The sequence below is a fragment of the Pampinifervens navoyensis genome, assembly GCF_046159715.1.
Lineage (GTDB): Bacteria > Aquificota > Aquificia > Aquificales > Aquificaceae > Pampinifervens.
Window position 1 is genome coordinate 107,702 of the sequence record NZ_JBJXCT010000003.1, and the last position, 17,291, is coordinate 124,992.

General features: G+C 46.9%; 22 protein-coding genes and 1 tRNA gene. 13 read left to right on the forward strand and 10 right to left on the reverse strand.

Features of this window, described 5'->3' with window-relative positions:
• Nucleotides 1-3: 3 nt before the first annotated feature.
• Complete coding sequence (locus tag ACKRDP_RS03435) at nucleotides 4-477, reverse strand: cytochrome P460 family protein (protein ID WP_409153356.1); 474 nt, start codon at nucleotides 475-477, stop codon at nucleotides 4-6.
• Here ACKRDP_RS03435 and ACKRDP_RS03440 point away from each other — a divergent pair.
• On the forward strand, nucleotides 458-1,714 hold the full coding sequence (locus ACKRDP_RS03440; RefSeq protein ID WP_409153357.1) for a transglutaminase-like domain-containing protein: 1,257 nt from the start codon (nucleotides 458-460) through the stop codon (nucleotides 1,712-1,714). The genes ACKRDP_RS03435 and ACKRDP_RS03440 overlap by 20 nt on opposite strands.
• A 26-nt stretch (nucleotides 1,715-1,740) precedes the next feature.
• Here ACKRDP_RS03440 and ACKRDP_RS03445 read toward each other — a convergent pair whose 3' ends face one another.
• Entirely contained in the window at nucleotides 1,741-2,394 is a 654-nt protein-coding gene (locus ACKRDP_RS03445; RefSeq protein WP_409153358.1) for a rhomboid family intramembrane serine protease, read from the reverse strand.
• A gap of 23 nt (nucleotides 2,395-2,417) precedes the next feature.
• Between ACKRDP_RS03445 and lptB the strand changes: the two genes are divergently transcribed.
• A complete protein-coding gene (gene lptB / locus ACKRDP_RS03450; RefSeq protein WP_409153359.1) occupies nucleotides 2,418-3,134 on the forward strand; it encodes an LPS export ABC transporter ATP-binding protein in 717 nt (238 codons plus the stop codon).
• Here the strand turns inward: lptB and ACKRDP_RS03455 are convergent.
• Nucleotides 3,124-4,260: a hypothetical protein gene (locus tag ACKRDP_RS03455; protein ID WP_409153360.1), complete on the reverse strand. Its 1,137-nt coding sequence runs from the start codon at nucleotides 4,258-4,260 to the stop codon at nucleotides 3,124-3,126. The genes lptB and ACKRDP_RS03455 overlap by 11 nt on opposite strands.
• 91 nt (nucleotides 4,261-4,351) lie before the next feature.
• On the opposite strand from ACKRDP_RS03455, the gene ACKRDP_RS03460 reads away from it, so the two are divergent.
• Genes ACKRDP_RS03460 through fsa form a run of 4 tightly spaced genes read left to right on the forward strand, consistent with a single transcriptional unit; the run spans nucleotide 4,352 to nucleotide 6,710 of the window.
• A complete protein-coding gene (locus ACKRDP_RS03460) occupies nucleotides 4,352-4,948 on the forward strand; it encodes a sulfite oxidase-like oxidoreductase (protein WP_409153361.1) in 597 nt (198 codons plus the stop codon).
• Nucleotides 4,924-5,679: a pseudouridine synthase gene (locus ACKRDP_RS03465; protein WP_409153362.1), complete on the forward strand. Its 756-nt coding sequence runs from the start codon at nucleotides 4,924-4,926 to the stop codon at nucleotides 5,677-5,679. Before ACKRDP_RS03460 ends, ACKRDP_RS03465 begins: the two co-directional genes overlap by 25 nt.
• A gap of 2 nt (nucleotides 5,680-5,681) precedes the next feature.
• Entirely contained in the window at nucleotides 5,682-6,050 is a 369-nt protein-coding gene (locus ACKRDP_RS03470; protein WP_409153363.1) for a thioredoxin family protein, read from the forward strand.
• 3 nt (nucleotides 6,051-6,053) lie between these two features.
• Complete coding sequence (fsa, locus tag ACKRDP_RS03475; RefSeq protein ID WP_409153364.1) at nucleotides 6,054-6,710, forward strand: fructose-6-phosphate aldolase; 657 nt, start codon at nucleotides 6,054-6,056, stop codon at nucleotides 6,708-6,710.
• On the opposite strand, the gene rseP is transcribed toward fsa, so the two are convergent.
• The 7 genes from rseP to ACKRDP_RS03510 are packed head-to-tail and all read right to left on the reverse strand — an operon-like array spanning nucleotide 6,707 to nucleotide 11,666.
• Nucleotides 6,707-8,002 carry an RIP metalloprotease RseP gene (rseP, locus tag ACKRDP_RS03480; RefSeq protein WP_409153365.1) on the reverse strand — a complete coding sequence of 432 codons (1,296 nt, stop codon included), beginning with the start codon at nucleotides 8,000-8,002 and terminating at the stop codon, nucleotides 6,707-6,709. The genes fsa and rseP overlap by 4 nt on opposite strands.
• A 10-nt stretch (nucleotides 8,003-8,012) precedes the next feature.
• Nucleotides 8,013-8,297: a hypothetical protein gene (locus ACKRDP_RS03485; protein ID WP_409153366.1), complete on the reverse strand. Its 285-nt coding sequence runs from the start codon at nucleotides 8,295-8,297 to the stop codon at nucleotides 8,013-8,015.
• Between the two features lie 2 nt (nucleotides 8,298-8,299).
• Nucleotides 8,300-8,698 (reverse strand): secondary thiamine-phosphate synthase enzyme YjbQ, encoded by a 399-nt coding sequence (locus ACKRDP_RS03490; protein WP_409153367.1) that lies wholly within the window; start codon nucleotides 8,696-8,698, stop codon nucleotides 8,300-8,302.
• A gap of 1 nt (nucleotide 8,699) precedes the next feature.
• Nucleotides 8,700-9,185 (reverse strand): V4R domain-containing protein, encoded by a 486-nt coding sequence (locus ACKRDP_RS03495; RefSeq protein ID WP_409153368.1) that lies wholly within the window; start codon nucleotides 9,183-9,185, stop codon nucleotides 8,700-8,702.
• Nucleotides 9,173-9,484 carry a metal-sulfur cluster assembly factor gene (locus ACKRDP_RS03500; protein WP_409153369.1) on the reverse strand — a complete coding sequence of 104 codons (312 nt, stop codon included), beginning with the start codon at nucleotides 9,482-9,484 and terminating at the stop codon, nucleotides 9,173-9,175. Before ACKRDP_RS03500 ends, ACKRDP_RS03495 begins: the two co-directional genes overlap by 13 nt.
• Nucleotides 9,481-10,461 (reverse strand): UDP-glucose 4-epimerase GalE, encoded by a 981-nt coding sequence (gene galE / locus ACKRDP_RS03505; protein WP_409153370.1) that lies wholly within the window; start codon nucleotides 10,459-10,461, stop codon nucleotides 9,481-9,483. The genes ACKRDP_RS03500 and galE overlap by 4 nt, the downstream gene beginning before the upstream one ends.
• A 14-nt stretch (nucleotides 10,462-10,475) precedes the next feature.
• Nucleotides 10,476-11,666 (reverse strand): (Fe-S)-binding protein, encoded by a 1,191-nt coding sequence (locus tag ACKRDP_RS03510; protein WP_409153371.1) that lies wholly within the window; start codon nucleotides 11,664-11,666, stop codon nucleotides 10,476-10,478.
• 72 nt (nucleotides 11,667-11,738) lie between these two features.
• On the opposite strand from ACKRDP_RS03510, the gene ACKRDP_RS03515 reads away from it, so the two are divergent.
• From ACKRDP_RS03515 to ACKRDP_RS03545, 7 genes are all read left to right on the forward strand, one after another.
• Nucleotides 11,739-11,824 (forward strand) — tRNA-Leu (locus tag ACKRDP_RS03515).
• Between the two features lie 16 nt (nucleotides 11,825-11,840).
• Nucleotides 11,841-13,136, forward strand: a complete 1,296-nt coding sequence (gene tig / locus ACKRDP_RS03520) for a trigger factor (RefSeq protein WP_409153372.1) — start codon at nucleotides 11,841-11,843, stop codon at nucleotides 13,134-13,136.
• The gene (gene clpP / locus ACKRDP_RS03525) at nucleotides 13,123-13,719 is read left to right on the forward strand and encodes an ATP-dependent Clp endopeptidase proteolytic subunit ClpP (RefSeq protein ID WP_409153373.1); all 597 of its coding nucleotides are present in this window, start codon (nucleotides 13,123-13,125) and stop codon (nucleotides 13,717-13,719) included. Before tig ends, clpP begins: the two co-directional genes overlap by 14 nt.
• A 1-nt stretch (nucleotide 13,720) precedes the next feature.
• Nucleotides 13,721-14,959: an ATP-dependent Clp protease ATP-binding subunit ClpX gene (clpX, locus tag ACKRDP_RS03530; RefSeq protein ID WP_409153374.1), complete on the forward strand. Its 1,239-nt coding sequence runs from the start codon at nucleotides 13,721-13,723 to the stop codon at nucleotides 14,957-14,959.
• Between the two features lie 32 nt (nucleotides 14,960-14,991).
• Entirely contained in the window at nucleotides 14,992-15,477 is a 486-nt protein-coding gene (locus ACKRDP_RS03535) for an OmpH/Skp family outer membrane protein (protein WP_409153375.1), read from the forward strand.
• A complete protein-coding gene (lpxD, locus tag ACKRDP_RS03540) occupies nucleotides 15,474-16,472 on the forward strand; it encodes a UDP-3-O-(3-hydroxymyristoyl)glucosamine N-acyltransferase (protein WP_409153376.1) in 999 nt (332 codons plus the stop codon). Before ACKRDP_RS03535 ends, lpxD begins: the two co-directional genes overlap by 4 nt.
• Nucleotides 16,444-17,286 (forward strand): menaquinone biosynthesis family protein, encoded by an 843-nt coding sequence (locus ACKRDP_RS03545; RefSeq protein WP_409153377.1) that lies wholly within the window; start codon nucleotides 16,444-16,446, stop codon nucleotides 17,284-17,286. The genes lpxD and ACKRDP_RS03545 overlap by 29 nt, the downstream gene beginning before the upstream one ends.
• Nucleotides 17,287-17,291: the final 5 nt, after the last annotated feature.

The following is a 17,291-nucleotide window of genomic DNA, read 5'->3' on the forward strand; positions in this document are numbered from 1 at the left end:
GTTCTATTTAGTCCAAACAGAAAAGACAAAGTCTCTGTCCTTAACCTGAGCGTGACAGGCATGACAGTCCTTTGCCATGTCCTTTACCAGATTGTTCCCCTTACCATCATAACCATAATATCCCCAGCCATCTGTAGACTTATACTTCTTACTGTCCTTAACCATAAAAGCCTCTATCCTCTTTGCACCCTCTACATAGGCTCCGTTGTCCGGCACATGTTCGTAGAAAACTATAGCTATGACCGTTCCATCGGGGAAGTTTCTTTTCCCGTCCTTCTTGATGGTCTCCAGCCCCTTATCGTTTACGTAAACATGATGAACACCGCTGAAGGGGTTAAAGAGGGGATGCTTCTGGTCAAATATAACCATGCTTTTTACATGGTTCCAGCTCCTGTATTTTTCAGGAGCTACTTTAAAGGCTTCTGCCAGTGCAAGACTGAGACCTGCCATGACTCCTATGGCTACAAACTTTTTCATGACAGCACCTCCTTGTGGAGTTTTATTTAGATTATGGAAAGACTATTTTTTATTGTCTGTAACAAAGTTACAAAATTTTCAAATAATTTCTCCAAATACTTTGAATAAATCTGATGATACATACAATGGACCGCCGTATATTAATCGTGAAATCGAATCCAGAAGGAGGTCAAAAATGGACAGGAGAACCTTCTTAAAAGGAGCTGCTTACGGACTTGCACTCATTTCCATACCAGTCAGAACAACATCAGGCACAGGATTAAGGGACAGAAAAAGTTTGAAACTTACTTACTCTACAAATCTGGCTTTTAAAGACACCACAAGGCTGTGGGTTCCAGCTCCTACGAACGCAACTTACCAGAGACTGGTTGATTTGGAAATAGAGACTAACGCTTCGAAGGTTCTTCTGACAAAAGACGATGTATACCAGGCGCCCATCGTGTATTTAGAATTTCAAAGTGGTTCAGAGAAAAAGTTTGCCGAAGTAAGTTTTTATGTTGAAATCTGGAATAGAGATAGCATAAACTGGAAAACCTTACCCTCTAATAATACAAAAATACCAGAAGACGTAGCTTTTTACCTTAAACCAACACAACATATACAGACGGATGGTATAGTAAAGGAGTATGCAGATAAAATAACGAAGGGGGCAAAGACAGATTTACAGAAGGCGAAGGCAATATACGACTGGGTAGTTGAAAACACTTTTAGAGACCCGAAAGTTCTTGGTTGTGGTGTTGGAGACGTAAAGAGCATGTTGGAGAGCGGATACTTTGGAGGAAAATGCACAGACATAAATTCTCTATTTGTTGCCCTGTGCAGAGCCTCAGGCATTCCTGCAAGAGAGATTTTTGGTTTAAGAGTTTTAACCTCCAAGCTTTCAGAGGGCATATCAAAGGTTCAGGGAGACGCTACAAAAGCGCAGCACTGCAGAGCAGAATTTTATCTGGGAAAATGGATACCTGCAGACCCTGCAGATGTAAGGAAGCTTATGCTTGAAGAGAAACTTGACCTGAATCACCCAAAGGTGAAGAGAATTAGAAACTTTATGTTTGGTGGATGGGATGTGCACTGGGTCGCTTTCAACTATGCAAGAGATTTTCAACTGAAGCCGCCCATGTCAAGCGGGGAATTTCTTAATGAATTCATGTATCCTGTGGCAGAAGTAGAGGGCAAAATGATAAACAAGTTCACGCTTACTTTTGAATATTCAAAATATACGGTTCAGGTCCTTTAGTAACCATTCGTTTGGTCTTTTTCAATTTAATACCATCTTCTCCTGAACATTTTCTTGGCAAGCAAATAACCTACCACAAACCCTCCTATGTGGGCAAACCATGCCACGCCTCCAACACCCATAAGGGGGAGGGTTATGAGCCCGTTTATGACCTGTATGAGTATCCACAGGCCTATGAAGAAGACTGCAGGAAGCTCCATAAAGGTAAGAAAAAAGAAAATGGGAACAAGGGCGAGTATGCGGGCATGGGGAAACATCCAGAGATATGCACCAAGAACACCGCTTATGGCACCACTGGCACCCACCATAGGAATTTCGGCCCCGCCAAAAAGCAGGCTGACAAGCATCTGAATTAGAGCCGCGCCTAGTCCTGACAGAATATAGAAAAGAAGATACTTGAGCCTGCCCATTCTGTCCTCCACATTGTCCCCAAATACCCAGAGAAACCACATGTTGCCTATTATGTGGAGCCAGCTTCCGTGGAGGAACATGTGTGTGAGAAGCGTTTGAGGTCTTTCAAAAAGGTCGGCAGGGACAAGCCCGTAGTAATATATAAAAAGATTCAACCTCTCATCAGAAAGGCTTACTTCATAAAGCCACACAACGGAACAGGTAAGTATGATGCCAAGGTTTACCACAGGAAAGCTCCTGTGAGGGTTGACATCCTTTATGGGTATCATGCCAATAGTTTAAAATCTTTAAGGTGCTGGTTGCAAGGGAGATAAAAAAGAGCTTTAGAAAAAGGGAAATTTTAAGAGGGGTAGACCTTGAGCTTAGAAGAGGAGAGATAGTGGGGCTTCTTGGTCCAAACGGTGCCGGTAAAACAACGCTCTTTAACTGCCTTGTGGGGTTTTTACCCGTTGATGGCGGGAGGATAGAGCTTGAGGGTGAAGATATAACCCATCTACCAGCCCATAAAAGGGCAAGAAAGGGAATAACCTTCCTTCCTCAGGAGCATACAACCTTTGAAGACCTTACAGTCCTTGAGAACCTCCTCATATTCCTTGAGTTTTTTGAAGAGGGAAGAGAATCACAGCTTGTGAGAGCAGAGGAGCTTCTTGCAGACTTTGGGCTCTGGGAGCTCAGGAATCAAAAGGCGGGGAGGCTCTCAGGGGGTCAGAAGAGAAGGCTTGAAGTGGCAAGGTCCCTGATACCCAGGCCAAGATACATCTTCTTTGATGAACCCTTCACCGGTATAGACCCCATAATGCTCTCAGACATAAGGTCCATGATTATGAGCCTCAAACATCAGAACATAGGAGTTCTCATAACAGACCATAACGTCAGGGAAACTATAAGGATGGTGGACAGGGTATACATAATAAGCGATGGTATGATACTTGCAGAGGGTGAGCCCCACGAGGTGAGCGAGAGGGAGGATGTGAGAGAAGTGTATCTGGGGAGAGATTTTAGCTGGTAGGTCTGAAAAGAAGGGATTTTATGAGGACTGACACCATAAAATACAGCCAGAGAATTAGATAAGGAAAGTTTGAGAAGAAAGAAATGGGCTTGCCATAAGCATCTGCAAAGACCATCCATGAAAGGCTGAAAGGTAATAAGGGGAGAATTCTTCTCAGAGCCTTTTCATCAAGAAGGTCTGATATGGAAATCCCCCGTATTCCAGAGAACCTCCAGTTGTAAACAATCCTCGGATAGAGGTGTGCAAGCCCGCCCATTATGGTTATTCCAGTAAAGCCGTAAATTAGAAGGTCAAAATGTATGGGAAGAAGAAAGGAAACAAGTCCCTCACCTGCCATTATAGAGCCGAGAAGAAGACCGAAGGGCAATATGATGAGGGCCAAGAGAAAATACCTTACCACAAGGGGAATCTCCTTAGGCATGCGTCTTCTGGAAAATACCGAGTAGAGTATGTATAGAAAGTATCCAGCAAAAGCAAGCACTAGAAGGCTTGCGAGGGAAACAAGCCTGTAGTTAAGGAAATAAAGGCTTAGAAGAAAAAGAGGAAGGTATAAAAGGCTCAGGTAGAAAAGCCTTCTACTCAGGACTATGTTGAGAGGTTCCATATAAAGCATGGGTATCCACGCAAGCTCAACACCAACAACCACATTTAACATAAAACCCAGAGTAAGCGTATGCACTGCAAGTGCAAGGGGAAGATAGCCAAGTTCTGAAAGAAGAAGAAAAATGCTGGCAAGAAGAAGGTAGAAGGTGCCAAGACCAAGGAACTTAACAGTTACAGGTTGCCAGTTTCTTACGGATATCAGTATGTTTACTGTAAAGAGTAAAGAGGCAAAGGCATATAAGAGGCTTGCGTGGAGCGTCTGGAAAGAGTAAAAAAGAAGAGAGGCAAGGAAACTGAGGACAAAGACCAGGTAGGAAAGCCACTGAAGTCCGAGAGGCCTGCCCTGAGAGTTGGGAACTATCTGATACATGGCGGACATTATGGTATGGGCCACAAAGCCAAAAACCGCAACTATCCAAACGGCTTTTTGGTCAAGCTGAAGGCTCTTGATTATCAAAGAGTAAAGAAGATCAGATATAGCCAGAAAGAAAAAGGGTATGCTTACCCTTGATATGTAAAACATGATTTATATAGTAAGCGATTACTTATTTATTGTCAAGTCAGGATGACAGAAAGCAGTGAATGGTGGAAGTTAAAGCCTATAATAAAAGAGCATGGAGAAAAAAATTATTGTTAGCCCCATAAACCTCAAGGAAGACAGGCTTCCGCCCGGTCAGAGATGGATATCTGCGCCCATAGTCTATGACATAGTAGAGGAAATCCCCAGCTGGGATGTTAAGGGTTATCGCTTCAGAGTGTTCGGTCTTGTGGAGAATCCCCTTGAGCTTACCTACGAAGAGCTCCTAAAACTACCCTCTGTAGAGCTCATAGCGGACTTTCACTGCGTTACGCGATGGAGCGTAAAGGAGATAGAATGGGAAGGTGTGCAGACCTCATACATACTCAGCCTTGCAAAGCCAAAGCCCACCGCAAGGTATGTTATGGTTCACTGTCTGGAAGGATACACCACAAACTTACCACTCCAATACCTCTACGAAGAGGACAGCATACTGGCCTATAAAATGTATGGAAAACCCATACCTCTGAGACACGGCTACCCACTCAGGCTTATAGTTCCAAAGCTCTACGCCTGGAAGAGTGCCAAGTATGTGTGGGGTATAGAATTGATTGATGAGGATGTGCCGGGCTTCTGGGAGCAAAGGGGTTATAACATGAGGGGTGACCCATGGAAGGAGGAGCGATACTGGTAAGACTGAACCGATATCTCTCCATGTGCGGAGTTGCTTCAAGAAGGAGGGCAGATGAGCTTATACTGCAGGGAAGGGTAAAGGTGAATGGGCTTGTGGTGAAAGAGCTGGGATGGAGAGTAGACCCGCAGAAGGACGTGGTGGAGGTGGATGGAAAAGAAGTAAAGCCTCTAAGATGCAGATACATAATCCTCTACAAGCCCTGCTGTTATCTAACTGCCCTTGGACCACCCAGAGATGGCAAAAAGACCATTGAGGAGCTGATAAAGGATATCCCTGAAAAGGTCTATCCCGCAGGAAGGCTTGACTACAATGCAGAGGGGCTTCTCATACTTACCAACGATGGCGAGCTTGCTCACAGGATAATGCACCCCAGGCACAAACTTCCGAAGACCTACCTTGTCTGGGTTTCTGGGAAAGTGAGCAAAGATACGATTGACGCCATGAAAAAAGGTGCTTTGCTTGAAGATGGTCCTGCAAAACCAGACAGTGTCAGACTTATAAAGCATGAAAAAGATATGAGCCTTATAGAACTGGTTTTCCATGAGGGGAGAAAGCATATAGTAAAGAGGTTTGTCTCCAGCTTCGGGCACAGAGTTACAAGGCTAAAAAGGGTCGCCATAGGACCTGTAAGGCTGGGGAATCTCAAGCCAGGTCAGTGGAGGGACATGACAAAAGAGGAACTAAAGAGCCTGCATAAAGCCCTTGGTCTAACACCTGTAAGGAGGGGATAAGAGTGGAGAACATCCTGAAGCTCATTGCACTTTTTCTGGCTCTTTTCTTTGGACTGATGCTGGGCTTGAGATTTTACGCAGGCATGAGGAGCAAGAAGATGCTTGGAAGGAAAACTGAAATACTAAGGGATGGGATAGTTTACTTCTATTCTGAGAGATGCGGAGCCTGCAAGCTGATGAAGCCCGAAATAGAAAAACTCAAGGAGAAATTGACAATTATAGAGATGGATGTGGCAAAGCCCGAGGGCTTCCAGAAGGCAAAAGAGCTGGGAATCATGGCAACGCCTACAACCCTTGTGGTTAAGGATGGTATAATTAAGAAGGTGTTTGTGGGTGTTGTTAGGCACCAGAGAATACTTCAGGAGGTGTAAGTTATGCAGTTTTTCCTTGATACCGGTATGGTGGACGAAATAAAACAGGCTATTGAATGGGGCATACTTGACGGTGTGACCACCAACCCGAGCCTGATAGCAAAAACAGGAAGACCCTTTCTGGAAGTGGCTAAGGAGATACTCCAGCTGGTGGACGGTCCAGTGAGCCTTGAGACAGTCTCAAGGGATGCAGAGGGCATGATAAGGGAGGGAAGGATGCTGGCGGAGCTGGGCGACAACGTGGTGGTTAAGATACCCATGACTCCTGAAGGCATGAAGGCGGTTCAAGTTCTGGAATCTGAGGGTATACCCACAAACGTCACCCTTGTTTTTTCACCTGCTCAGGCCCTTATCGCAGCGAAGGCGGGTGCAAGCTTTGTATCTCCCTTCATAGGTAGAATAGACGATGTTTCAAGCGATGGAATGAAGGTTATAAGGGAGGTGAAGCAGATATTTGACAACTACGACATAGTGGACACAGAGATTATAGTTGCCAGTGTGAGACATCCCATGCATGTGGTGGAGGCAGCCCTTATAGGTGCAGACATATGCACCATGCCATTTGAAGTCATGAAAAAGCTCTTCCAGCACCCTCTTACCGATAAGGGCATGGAACTTTTCATAAAAGACTGGGAAAAGGTCCCGGAAAGGCCCTTTTAGAGCCTTCCGCCGCTCAGTATTCTCAGTATGTCGTTTATTATCACAAAGCCCGCAAGGGCTATTATTATGGCGTAGCCGGCCTTTACCCATACCTCTTTGAACCTTGGTGAGAAAGGCTTCCTTCTTATGGATTCCATAAGAAACAGAAGTATAAGACCTCCATCAAGAACGGGAAGGGGTATGAGATTGAATATGGCAAGCTGAACGGATATAAAAGCCATCATGCCCACAAAGGGAAGTATGCCCTGCTGTGCGGACTCACCTGCCAGCTGAGCTATGGCTATGGGGCCCCCAAGGGTCTTTATGGACAGACCGCCCGTTATAAGACTCCAGAGAGCTTTCAGAGAAAGAAGGCTCAGCATATAGGTTCTCTGAACTCCATCAATAAAAGCCTGCAGTGGTGGCTCTCTGCTTTCCTCTCTTTCCACGTGGGGAGCTATACCCAGAACTGGCAGACCTGTCCTCTGGTCTACTTTTGGAATGACCGTCTTTTCCTCCATATACTCTCCCCTCTGTATGGCGAGGGTTATTGGTCTGTCCCCAGATTCTCTTATAAGCCTTACAAGCTCATACCAGCCCCTTACCTCACGACCGTTAACCCGGAGTATTCTGTCCCCAGCCTGAAGCCCCACCTGACTTGCAGGACTATCTTCCACCACCCTTCCTATCACGGCGGGAAGCCACGGCTCTGCACCAAAGCCTGCAGACCTACTTATGCTGTCTTTCACATGAAGGCTTAATTCCCTGCCGTCTCTGAGGACCTTTACTGTCCAGCTTTTGCTGAGTATATTTTCAAAGACCACCTTTTCCACATCTCTCCATTTATCTACAGGTTTTGAATTGACTTCTATTATGATGTCCCCCTCCCTTATGCCCAGTTTATGGGCTATGCTGTTTTCTACCACATGGCCCACAAGGGGCTTCTCAGAAAGATATTTCGGCACTTCTCTGCCTACCACTGATATAAGGGCAAATAGAATTATGGCGAGAATAAAGTTAAACAGGGGTCCTCCAAAGGCTATGAGTATCTTCTGCCAGTTGGGTTTTGAGGAAAAGGCTCTCGGGTCCTGAATCTGCTCCTCCTCCCCGTAGAGCTTGACAAAGCCACCAAGGGGAAGGACGGACACCCTGTATTCAGTGTCCCCAACCCTTTTGCTGAAAAGCACAGGACCAAAGCCTATGGAAAATATATCCACCCTGACACCAAAGAGCCTTGCCATGAGAAAGTGCCCGAGCTCATGAAACCATATGAGCACACCTATCAAAACCAGAAAAGCCAGCACATATTCCATACTTTACCTCCTACACAAGTCCTTCTTCTTTTAGCAATACAAAGCCTATTAGTATCTCCATGCCTCCAAAAAGTATGCCAAAGCCCCAGTAAAGGAAGGTTCTGAGTTCATCAAACTGACGCTGTGTGTCTCTTTTAAGGTCATCTATCTGCTTTTTAAGGTCATCTATCTGCTTCTGAAGATGTTTTTGTCCTTCCTCAAGTCTTATAATCCTGTCCCTGTCCTCCTGCGTAAAAGGAACTTCTCTTGGAAACGCTAAACCAGCGAGCATAATCAGGAGCAAGATTAGCTTCATGCTTATTCTTCCCTTATGATTTTAACCACTACCTTTCTTTCCCTTGGACCATCAAACTCTGTAAGGAATATGGCTTCCCAGGTGCCCAGGACAAGGTCTCCATCCTCTATGGGTATGACCCTTGAGTTGCCTATTATGGCACTCCTTATGTGCGCTGCAGAGTTCCCTTCCGAGTGGGCATAGGCGTCCCTCCATGGAACCAGCTTCTCTATGGAGTAAGCTATATCCTTTATCACATCAGGGTCTGCACCCTCATTTATAAGGACACAGGCAGTTGTATGAGGGACATAGACAAGGCATATGCCCGATTTTACACCGGATGCCTTCACTATTTCTCGGACCTGACTTGTTATGTTTACAAAACTGGTATGTTTTGTGGTCCTGACCTTGATTACCACCATGCTACTTGAGAGTTATCTTGAAAACACACCTTTCATGTCCCTGAGCCTTGCAGGCAATTTCCTTAACGCTCAGTTTTCTCTCCAGAAGCTCGCCAAGAAAACCTTCAAAGAAGCCAGCCATAGGCTCACATACGGGGTTTTTGCTCTGCCCAACGGCTTCAACGAGAATTGAGCCATCAACTCTTATCTCCATCCTGTCAAGGTCATATTCAAACACATCCAGAAGCCTTGAGGATTCTGCTATGACTGTCAGCACATCGAGGGCTTCATCCAGTCTGTCTGTGTATATGCCATACCTTTCTTTGAGTATCTTCGCACCCTTTTTCCCGCCAAACTGAGTTGCCTTCTTTATTACCTTGTCAATGCCCAGTTTGCTGAGTTTGTGTATGTCCCTGTATCCATCCACAAGGGCAGCACGGTGGACAAGCACAGACTCCCTTTCGATGGCTTCTGCAAGCGCCCTGAACTTATCCTTCAGATATTCCATCCCATACTCCTGAGTTTCTGCAAGCCTTCCTCAGATATCTTATCCCTGCTCCAGGCAGGCTCAAATACAAAGTTTATCACAACATCTTTTAACTGTGGAAAGTTTTTGAGGAGGTGTTCTCTTATATGTTGGGCGAAGAAGCCCCTTGCAGGGCAGGAAGGGACCGTGAGCGTCATGTCCACGTATGCCACATTCTCCTTTAACTGCACACCGTATATGAGCCCCAGGTTCACTATATCTATGGGTATCTCCGGGTCTCTTATCTCCTTCAACCTTTCCAGAATTTCAAACTCTATCATTCAGAATAAATATAGGACTTTTCCCAATCAAGGGCGGTCTTTATTATATATGGGAGGTCTTCGTATTTTGGCTTCCAGCCGAGCCTTTCCCTTATCTTTGTGCTGTCTGCCACTAGAGCTGGAGGGTCTCCCTCACGCCTTGGTGCATACCTTACCTCAAAGTCCACCCCCGAAACCTCCCTTACCCTGTTTATCACCTCCAGCACCGAGTATCCTCTGCCGTAACCCACGTTGAAGATGTCTGGCTTTCCACCCTCCTGCAGATAACTGAGGGCATCGAGGTGTGCCTCACAGAGGTCCATAACGTGCACAAAGTCCCTTATGCATGTCCCGTCTGTTGTGGGATAATCGGTGCCAAAGACCTCAAGGTAGGGTATCTGACCGGTTGCCACTTTTACAGCCCTCAGTATGAGATGGGTGGGCTCCTTGCTTACCTGACCTATCTTTCCCTCAGGGTCTGCTCCTGCCACGTTAAAGTATCTGAGAATAACATACTTCAGCCCTGTGGCATGAGAAAAGTCTCTTATTGCTTGCTCTGCAAAGAGCTTGCTCCATCCGTAGGGGTTTATGGGAACTGTGGGGTCTTCCTCTCTTACGGGTATTCTTTCCGGAATTCCGTAGACGGCGGCGGTTGAAGAAAAGACGAGATACTCAGTCCCTGCCCTCCGCATAGCCTGAAGGAGGTTTACCGTGCCCATAAGGTTGTTCTCGTAATAATGGAGAGGTTTCCTTACGCTTTCTGGCACCTTTACCTTTGCGGCAAAGTGTATGACCGCTTCTGGTCTGAAATCAAGCAAGACCTCTTCAAGGGCTTTGTAGTTCAGAAGGTCCACCACCCTGAGGTCCCCATACAACACTGCCCACGGGTTTCCCTCAGAGAGGTTATCCACTGTAAGAACCTCGTAACCCCTTTCCCCGAGAAGCTTTACCATGTGTGAGCCTATGTATCCGGCTCCCCCCGTTACGAGTATTCTCATGCTCTTCTATTCTATCATCCCTGAAGGTTCTCCGCAAGGTAGTCCGCAAGGTGCATAACTTCCTGACCCGTGCAGTGTTTTTTGACCCCGTCCTTGAGGTTAAGCACGCAGCCAGGGCATGTGGTGAGCACCACCTGAGCCTGAGTTTTCTGAAGGTCTTCTATCTTTTCCCTCTGTATCTGGTCGGACATTTTGGGGTTTGTAATGGAGAAGAGACCTGCAAAGCCACAGCAGGATTTGTCCTTTTCAGCTTTCCTCACCTCGTCACCTTCAACCCTCTCCATAACTCCATAGAAAACCTTATCGTTTACCTTCATGGCGCTGTATGAATGGCAGGGCACATGAAAGGTCAGCCTCTTTCCTGAGCCTCTAAACCTCAAGGGACTTTTGAAGACGATTTCCGCAAAGTCATACACTGGCTTGTCTAACTTATAGTCCTCCTGCAGGGCTCCCCCGCACGTAGGGCATGCAACCACCACTGCGTCGAAGTCATATTTCCCCATCTCTTTCAAGTTATGGTCTCTCAACCTTTCAAAGGCTTGAAGGTTTCCCGAGTAGTAGTGTGGAGCACCACAGCACTTTATATCCTCTGGCACCACCACCGTATAGCCTGCCCTGTTCATGAGCTTTATCACATTTTCCCCGGTCTTTCCGTAGAAAGCATCTATCATACAGCCGGTGAAAAATAAGAGCTTTCCCTTCTCCTCCTGAGCCTCAAAGACCTTGCCCCTCAGTCCAAAAGCCCTGGCTGTGGGCTTTGGCATAAACTTCACTGCACCGGTGGGAAAGGGGGTTTTTATCTCCGAGGGCAACGGACTCAGGAGCTTTCCGGCGAGCTTTATAGCCTTTCTGCCAAAACCAGACTGCATGAGTTCAAGGGATTTTAGACCAAGAGACTTCACCACTCCCTGCCCGAGGCTTTCTCTTTGCATGTCCCTCGCTTTTACCATTATCTCTTTGTATTCCACGTTGTTGGGACATATCCACTCACACCTTCTGCACATGGCACACTGGTCCCACTGCCTTGCCACCTCCTCAGATAGGGGCAATTCTCCTTTTACCACCATCTCTGCCAGGGCAAGCCTTCCACGGGCAAAGCCTGCCTCTTCCTGCACATAGGGATAGGTGGGGCAGACAGACTTGCATAGTCCACACTTTACGCACTTCTGAGCAAGGTCTAGAGGAAGCTCTATAAACTTTTCCATAGTCTATGTAAATATATGGCTCTCAGTGCACGTTGAATTGACTAAAAGCAGGTTATAATTTTGTATTTCTGAGCGGGTGTGGCGGAACTGGCAGACGCGCAGGACTTAGGATCCTGTGGGCATAGCCCGTGAGGGTTCAACTCCCTCCACCCGCACCAAAAGCAGGAGGTTTGTATGAAGGTAAGCGTAGAAGACAGACAGGGACTTTTTAAAGCCCTTAAGGTTGAGGTAGAGGGCGATGTGGTCAGGTCTGCTCTGGATGAGGTTTACAACTACCTCAGGCAGAATGCGGAGGTGGAAGGCTTCAGGAAAGGCAAAGCCCCCCTCTGGGTAATAAAAGCCAAGTTCAGGGACTTCATACAGGAAGAGGTGGGCAAGAAAGTGGCAAACGCAACGCTGGCAGGTGCCATACAGGAAAGTGGTTTGAGGCCAGTTGCTGACATATACCTTGAGAAGGTTCAGCTGGAAGAGCCTTCCCAGAAACTCAGCTACAGTGTGTCCTTTGAAGTCCCTCCGGAGTTTGAGCTCCAGAACTTAGAAGGTCTTGAGGTTGAGATAAGGAAGGTTGAGTTCAGCGACGAGCTGGTAAGGAAGAGGATAGAGGAGATAAGGGAGGAGCATGCGGTCTGGGAGCCTGTGGAGAGGGAAGTGAGAGAAGGCGACCTTGCAGTTGTGGACTACAGGGTTGAGGAAACTGAGAGTGGTGAGACCACAGAGGGAGAGACCTCTGGGGTAATAGGAACAAAGACCTTCAGAGAAGAGATAGAAAGAGAGCTTATTGGAAAGAGGGAGGGAGACAGCTTTGTGCTTCATGACCTTACCCTTTATGATACGGAGGGCAAGCCTGCAGGAAAGGCAAAGGTTGAGATAACCCTCAAGAGCGTAAAGGAAAAGGTGCTTCCAGAGCTCAGCAACGACTTTGCAAAGGAGCTGGGGCTTGGTCAAACATGGGCAGAGGCAGAAGAGAAGATAAGGGAAGAGGTAAGGTCAGGACTTGAAAACCTGAGGAAGGCCATGATAGCGGATGCAGTGGCAATAAAGCTGGTTCAGATGCATGAGTTTGACATCCCTCAGACCCTTCTGCAGAGGGAACTTTCACACCTTGTGGAGAGAAGGGTCAGGGAACTTTCCCAGTGGGGCATAGACCCCAAATATCTGGACTACAGGGCAATAGCTCAGGAGCTCACACCTCAGGCAGTCATGAGCATAAAGCTCAGATACATACTGGACAAATATGCTCAGGAGAAAGGTATTCAGGTAAGTGCGGAAGAACTGCAGAAGAGGATAGAGGAGCTGGCAAAGGCTTACGAAAGGTCTGTTGAGGAGATGAGGGAATTTTTGCAGAGAGAAAACCTGCTACCTGTCCTCGAGGAGGACATAAAGAGGGAAAAGGCACTTGAAGATATAGTTTCAAAGGCTGTTGTGAAAGAAATTGAAGAGAAAAAGGAGGAAAAGGATGAAAATACTTGACCAGCTTGTTCCCATAGTTATTGAGCAAACCCCAAGAGGTGAAAGAGCCTACGACATATACTCAAGACTGCTTCAGGACAGGATAGTCCTGCTTGGCTTTCCCATTGATGACCACATAGCGAACCTCATAGTGGCGCAGCTCCTCTTTCTGGAGGCTCAGGACCCTGACAAGGACATATATATGTATATAAATTCCCCGGGTGGCTCCGTTACTGCCGGCATGGCCATATACGACACCATGCAGTATATAAAGCCCGACGTGGTTACCATATGCCTTGGTCAGGCAGCCTCCATGGGTGCAGTTCTTCTTTCCGCAGGTGCAAAGGGCAAAAGGTATGCCCTGCCACACTCAAGAATCATGATTCACCAGCCTCTGGGAGGTATAACAGGTCAGGCAACAGACATAATAATTCACGCGGAGGAGATAAAGAGGATAAAGCACATGCTGAATGAAATTCTTGCTAAGCACACAGGACAGCCCCTTGAAAAGATTGAAAGAGATGTGGAAAGGGATTATTTTATGTCTGCTCAGGAGGCTATGGAATACGGCATAGTGGACAGAGTCATAGAGAAGAGGAGCTGATATGTCAAGAAAAAGGCAGGAAAATCACTGTTCCTTCTGTGGCAGGTCTCAGAGCGAGGTGCTTGTGCTCATTGCAGGACCCAACGACACCTTCATATGCGACCGGTGCGTGGAGGTATGCAACAACATCATAAAAGACCAGAAAAAACAGCTCAGCTACAACCTTTCAAAAGAAATCCCTACCCCGGAGGAAATAAAAAGACAGCTTGACCAGTATGTGATAGGTCAGGAAAGGGCAAAGAAGGTATTATCTGTTGCAGTTTACAACCACTACAAGAGGATAAGGGCAAAAGAACTGGGACTGAGCCTTGACGACGTGGAGGTAGAAAAGAGCAACATACTCCTGATAGGTCCCACAGGTTCTGGCAAGACCCTTCTGGCAAAAACCCTTGCAAAGATACTGGATGTGCCCTTTGCCATATCCGACGCAACCACTCTCACGGAAGCGGGTTATGTGGGAGAGGATGTGGAAAATGTGCTGGTAAGGCTTTTGCAGAACTGCGGGTATGATGTGAAGGCGGCGCAGAGGGGAATAATATACATTGACGAGATAGACAAGATTGCCAAGAAGGCTGGTATAAACCCCTCCATAACAAGAGATGTCTCCGGTGAAGGAGTTCAGCAAGCGCTCCTGAAGATTATTGAGGGGACAGTTTCTAATGTTCCACCCCAGGGAGGCAGGAAGCATCCTCATCAGGAGTTTATACAGATAGACACCACCGACATACTCTTCATATGCGGTGGAGCCTTCGTTGGGCTTGAAGACATAGTAAAGAGAAGGCTCGGAAAGTCAGTGGTTGGCTTTGAGGCTGAAATAAGAAAGTTTGAGAAGGGGGAAAACCCTCTTCACTTTGTGGAGGTGGACGACCTTATACACTACGGGCTAATACCCGAGTTTGTGGGCAGGCTTCCAGTCATTGCAGTGCTGGATGAGCTAACAGAGGAGGAACTTATAAGGGTCCTTGTAGAGCCGAGAAATGCCCTTGTTAAACAGTACAAAAAACTTTTTGAGATGGAAGAGGTGGAGCTTGAGTTCACCGATGATGCCCTTGTGGAGATAGCAAGGGAGTCAATAAGAAGAAAAACGGGTGCAAGAGGTCTAAGAGCGATTATGGAGGAAATAATGCTGGATGTGATGTTTGAGATACCCTCCATGCGTGGCGTGAAAAAGGTTCTCGTAAACGCTGAGGTGGTAAAAAACAAGCTCAAACCCACCTACATAATGAGGGAGGCAGTCTGAGTCTATGCTATCATTTTTAAAGGAGGTAAAGAATGAAGAAATCGCTGATTATGTTCCTTTTTGTTTCCACACTTGGCTTTGCCCAGCAGAAGTTCGCCTGCGTAGACCCTAACAGAATACTCTCCGAATCTCAGCTGGTAAAAGGCAAAGAAACCCAGCTAAGAACAAAGGCGGAAGAGTATCAGAAGCAACTGGACCAGATTAACAAGAGGCTTGAAGAGCTCAGAAAACAGATAGAAAGCAAGGGAATTGCCCAGAACGTCAGGGAACAGAGGATAAGAGAATATCAGAAGGCAGAGGCAGAGGGTATGGAGCTCCAGCAGAAGGCTCAGAGGGAGCTTTCAGAAATTAAGGGGAAGATGGAAGAAGAAATAATATCCAGAGTGAGGAGTATATCAGAGGACATAGCCAAAAGGCAAGGCTTCACAGGGATTCTAGACTGCTCAGCCTTCGTATACAGGTCTGCGGAGATAGACATAACGGCGGAGGTCATCCAGAGGCTTGACCAGCAAAAATGAAGCTCTCTGAGGTTGCTGAGCTCTTGCAGGGGAAGCTGTATGGAGACCCAGACTTTGAAGTAGAAGGCCTCTCTTCTGTGGAAAACCCGAGGGAAGGCACCGTAGTTTTCTGTCAGGAAAAAGAGCAGGTGGAAAAACTAAAGGGTCTGAGAGTTGTGCTGGTGGTCTCTGAAGAGGTAGATTTCCCCAATTACATCAGGGTAGGAGCGGTAAGACTTGCCCTTGCCAGGTTCCTGTCCTATGCGTATCCAGAGAAGCATCCCTCTGGCATATCTGAAAAGGCCCATATTGAAGAAGGCGTTCGCATTGGGAAAGATGTCTATGTGGGTCCTTTTGTCTATCTTGGAAAGGGTGCAGTTCTTGATGATGGCGTGAAGGTATATCCCTTCTGCTATATAGGTGAGGGTGTGAGAATAGGAAAGAACAGCGTTCTTTTCAGCGGTGTTCATGTCTATCCCGGTTGCGTGATTGGTGAAGGGGTAAAAATTCACAGCGGTTCTGTGATAGGGGCGGATGGCTTTGGCTACTACGTGGGTCCAGAGGGGATACTCAAACTAAACCACATTGGGAAGGTGGTCATAGAGGACCATGTGGAGATAGGAGCCAACACATGCATAGACAGAGCCTTAATAGACCAGACCTTAATAGGGAGCGGCACAAAAATAGACAACCTTGTTCAGATAGGTCACAACTGCAGGATAGGTGCGGGGAACATAATTGTATCTCAGGTGGGTCTGTCTGGTAGCGTCAAGACGGGTAGGGGGGTAGTTCTGGCTGGACAGGTGGGTGTCGCAGACCATGTGGAAATAGGCGATGGGGCAGTTGTCTCTGCAAAGGCAGGCGTCTCAAAAAGCCTTGAAGGCGGAAAGGTTTATGGAGGAGCCATTCCGGCTATGGAGTGGTCAAAGTGGAAGAGGCTTTATGCATATATTTTAAAACTGCCTGAGCTTTTTAAGGAGAGAAGGCATGAGGATAAGAATAGCCCACAGTCCTGACTCGGACGATGCCTTTATGTTTTACGCACTCACCACGGGCAAGGTAGACACAGAAGGTCTCCAGATTGAGCATGTGCTTGCGGATATTGAGACACTCAACAGAGAAGCTCTGAAGGGCACTTACGAGGTGTCGGCACTTTCCTTTCATGCCTACCCCTATGTGGCAGAGAATTATCTCGTGCTTCCCAGTGGTGGAAGCGTTGGAGAGGGATATGGTCCAATCGTAGTATCTGTGAGAGATTTGGAGAGTCTTAAAGGTAAAAGGGTAGCAATTCCGGGTAAACTCACCACCGCATACCTTGTTCTGAAGCTTTACGAGCCGGACTTTGAAGAGATTGTGCTCCCCTTTGACAGGGTGCTGGATGCGGTTGCAGAGGGTAGGGTTGACGCCGGGCTGGTAATTCACGAAGGGCAACTCAGCTACAGGGACAGAGGGCTCAAAAAGCTCCTTGACCTTGGCCAGTGGTGGATGGAAAAAACCGGGCTTCCCCTTCCCTTAGGGTGCAACGTTATAAGAAAAGACCTGGGCATGGAAGTGATAAAAAAGATGGAGAGACTCATGAAAAAGAGCATAGAATATGCCCTTGAAAATAGGGGTGAAGCCCTCAGCTTTGCCAGAGAGTATGCCAGAGAGATAAAAGAGGACACGGCAAGAACTGAGAGGTTCGTGAGTATGTATGTAAACCAGCGAACTCTGGATTATGGAGAAGATGGCAGGCGAGCGGTAAGGCTTCTGCTACAGATGGGTATTGAAAGAGGTATAATTGAAGCTAAAATGCCACAGGTAATCTTTAGCGATGAGGTGATAGACTAATGGGT

Bases quoted from the DNA above. Each gene is read 5' to 3' on its own strand.
- ACKRDP_RS03440 (WP_409153357.1), top strand. From the start codon at position 458: ATGGCTACAAACTTTTTCATGACAGCACCTCCTTGTGGAGTTTTATTT.
- ACKRDP_RS03435 (WP_409153356.1), bottom strand. From the start codon at position 477: ATGAAAAAGTTTGTAGCCATAGGAGTCATGGCAGGTCTCAGTCTTGCA.
- ACKRDP_RS03445 (WP_409153358.1), bottom strand. From the start codon at position 2,394: ATGATACCCATAAAGGATGTCAACCCTCACAGGAGCTTTCCTGTGGTA.
- ACKRDP_RS03455 (WP_409153360.1), bottom strand. From the start codon at position 4,260: ATGTTTTACATATCAAGGGTAAGCATACCCTTTTTCTTTCTGGCTATA.
- ACKRDP_RS03460 (WP_409153361.1), top strand. From the start codon at position 4,352: ATGGAGAAAAAAATTATTGTTAGCCCCATAAACCTCAAGGAAGACAGG.
- ACKRDP_RS03465 (WP_409153362.1), top strand. From the start codon at position 4,924: ATGGAAGGAGGAGCGATACTGGTAAGACTGAACCGATATCTCTCCATG.
- fsa (WP_409153364.1), top strand. From the start codon at position 6,054: ATGCAGTTTTTCCTTGATACCGGTATGGTGGACGAAATAAAACAGGCT.
- rseP (WP_409153365.1), bottom strand. From the start codon at position 8,002: ATGGAATATGTGCTGGCTTTTCTGGTTTTGATAGGTGTGCTCATATGG.
- ACKRDP_RS03485 (WP_409153366.1), bottom strand. From the start codon at position 8,297: ATGAAGCTAATCTTGCTCCTGATTATGCTCGCTGGTTTAGCGTTTCCA.
- ACKRDP_RS03490 (WP_409153367.1), bottom strand. From the start codon at position 8,698: ATGGTGGTAATCAAGGTCAGGACCACAAAACATACCAGTTTTGTAAAC.
- ACKRDP_RS03495 (WP_409153368.1), bottom strand. From the start codon at position 9,185: ATGGAATATCTGAAGGATAAGTTCAGGGCGCTTGCAGAAGCCATCGAA.
- ACKRDP_RS03500 (WP_409153369.1), bottom strand. From the start codon at position 9,484: ATGATAGAGTTTGAAATTCTGGAAAGGTTGAAGGAGATAAGAGACCCG.
- galE (WP_409153370.1), bottom strand. From the start codon at position 10,461: ATGAGAATACTCGTAACGGGGGGAGCCGGATACATAGGCTCACACATG.
- ACKRDP_RS03510 (WP_409153371.1), bottom strand. From the start codon at position 11,666: ATGGAAAAGTTTATAGAGCTTCCTCTAGACCTTGCTCAGAAGTGCGTA.
- tig (WP_409153372.1), top strand. From the start codon at position 11,841: ATGAAGGTAAGCGTAGAAGACAGACAGGGACTTTTTAAAGCCCTTAAG.
- clpP (WP_409153373.1), top strand. From the start codon at position 13,123: ATGAAAATACTTGACCAGCTTGTTCCCATAGTTATTGAGCAAACCCCA.
- clpX (WP_409153374.1), top strand. From the start codon at position 13,721: ATGTCAAGAAAAAGGCAGGAAAATCACTGTTCCTTCTGTGGCAGGTCT.
- ACKRDP_RS03535 (WP_409153375.1), top strand. From the start codon at position 14,992: ATGAAGAAATCGCTGATTATGTTCCTTTTTGTTTCCACACTTGGCTTT.
- lpxD (WP_409153376.1), top strand. From the start codon at position 15,474: ATGAAGCTCTCTGAGGTTGCTGAGCTCTTGCAGGGGAAGCTGTATGGA.
- ACKRDP_RS03545 (WP_409153377.1), top strand. From the start codon at position 16,444: ATGAGGATAAGAATAGCCCACAGTCCTGACTCGGACGATGCCTTTATG.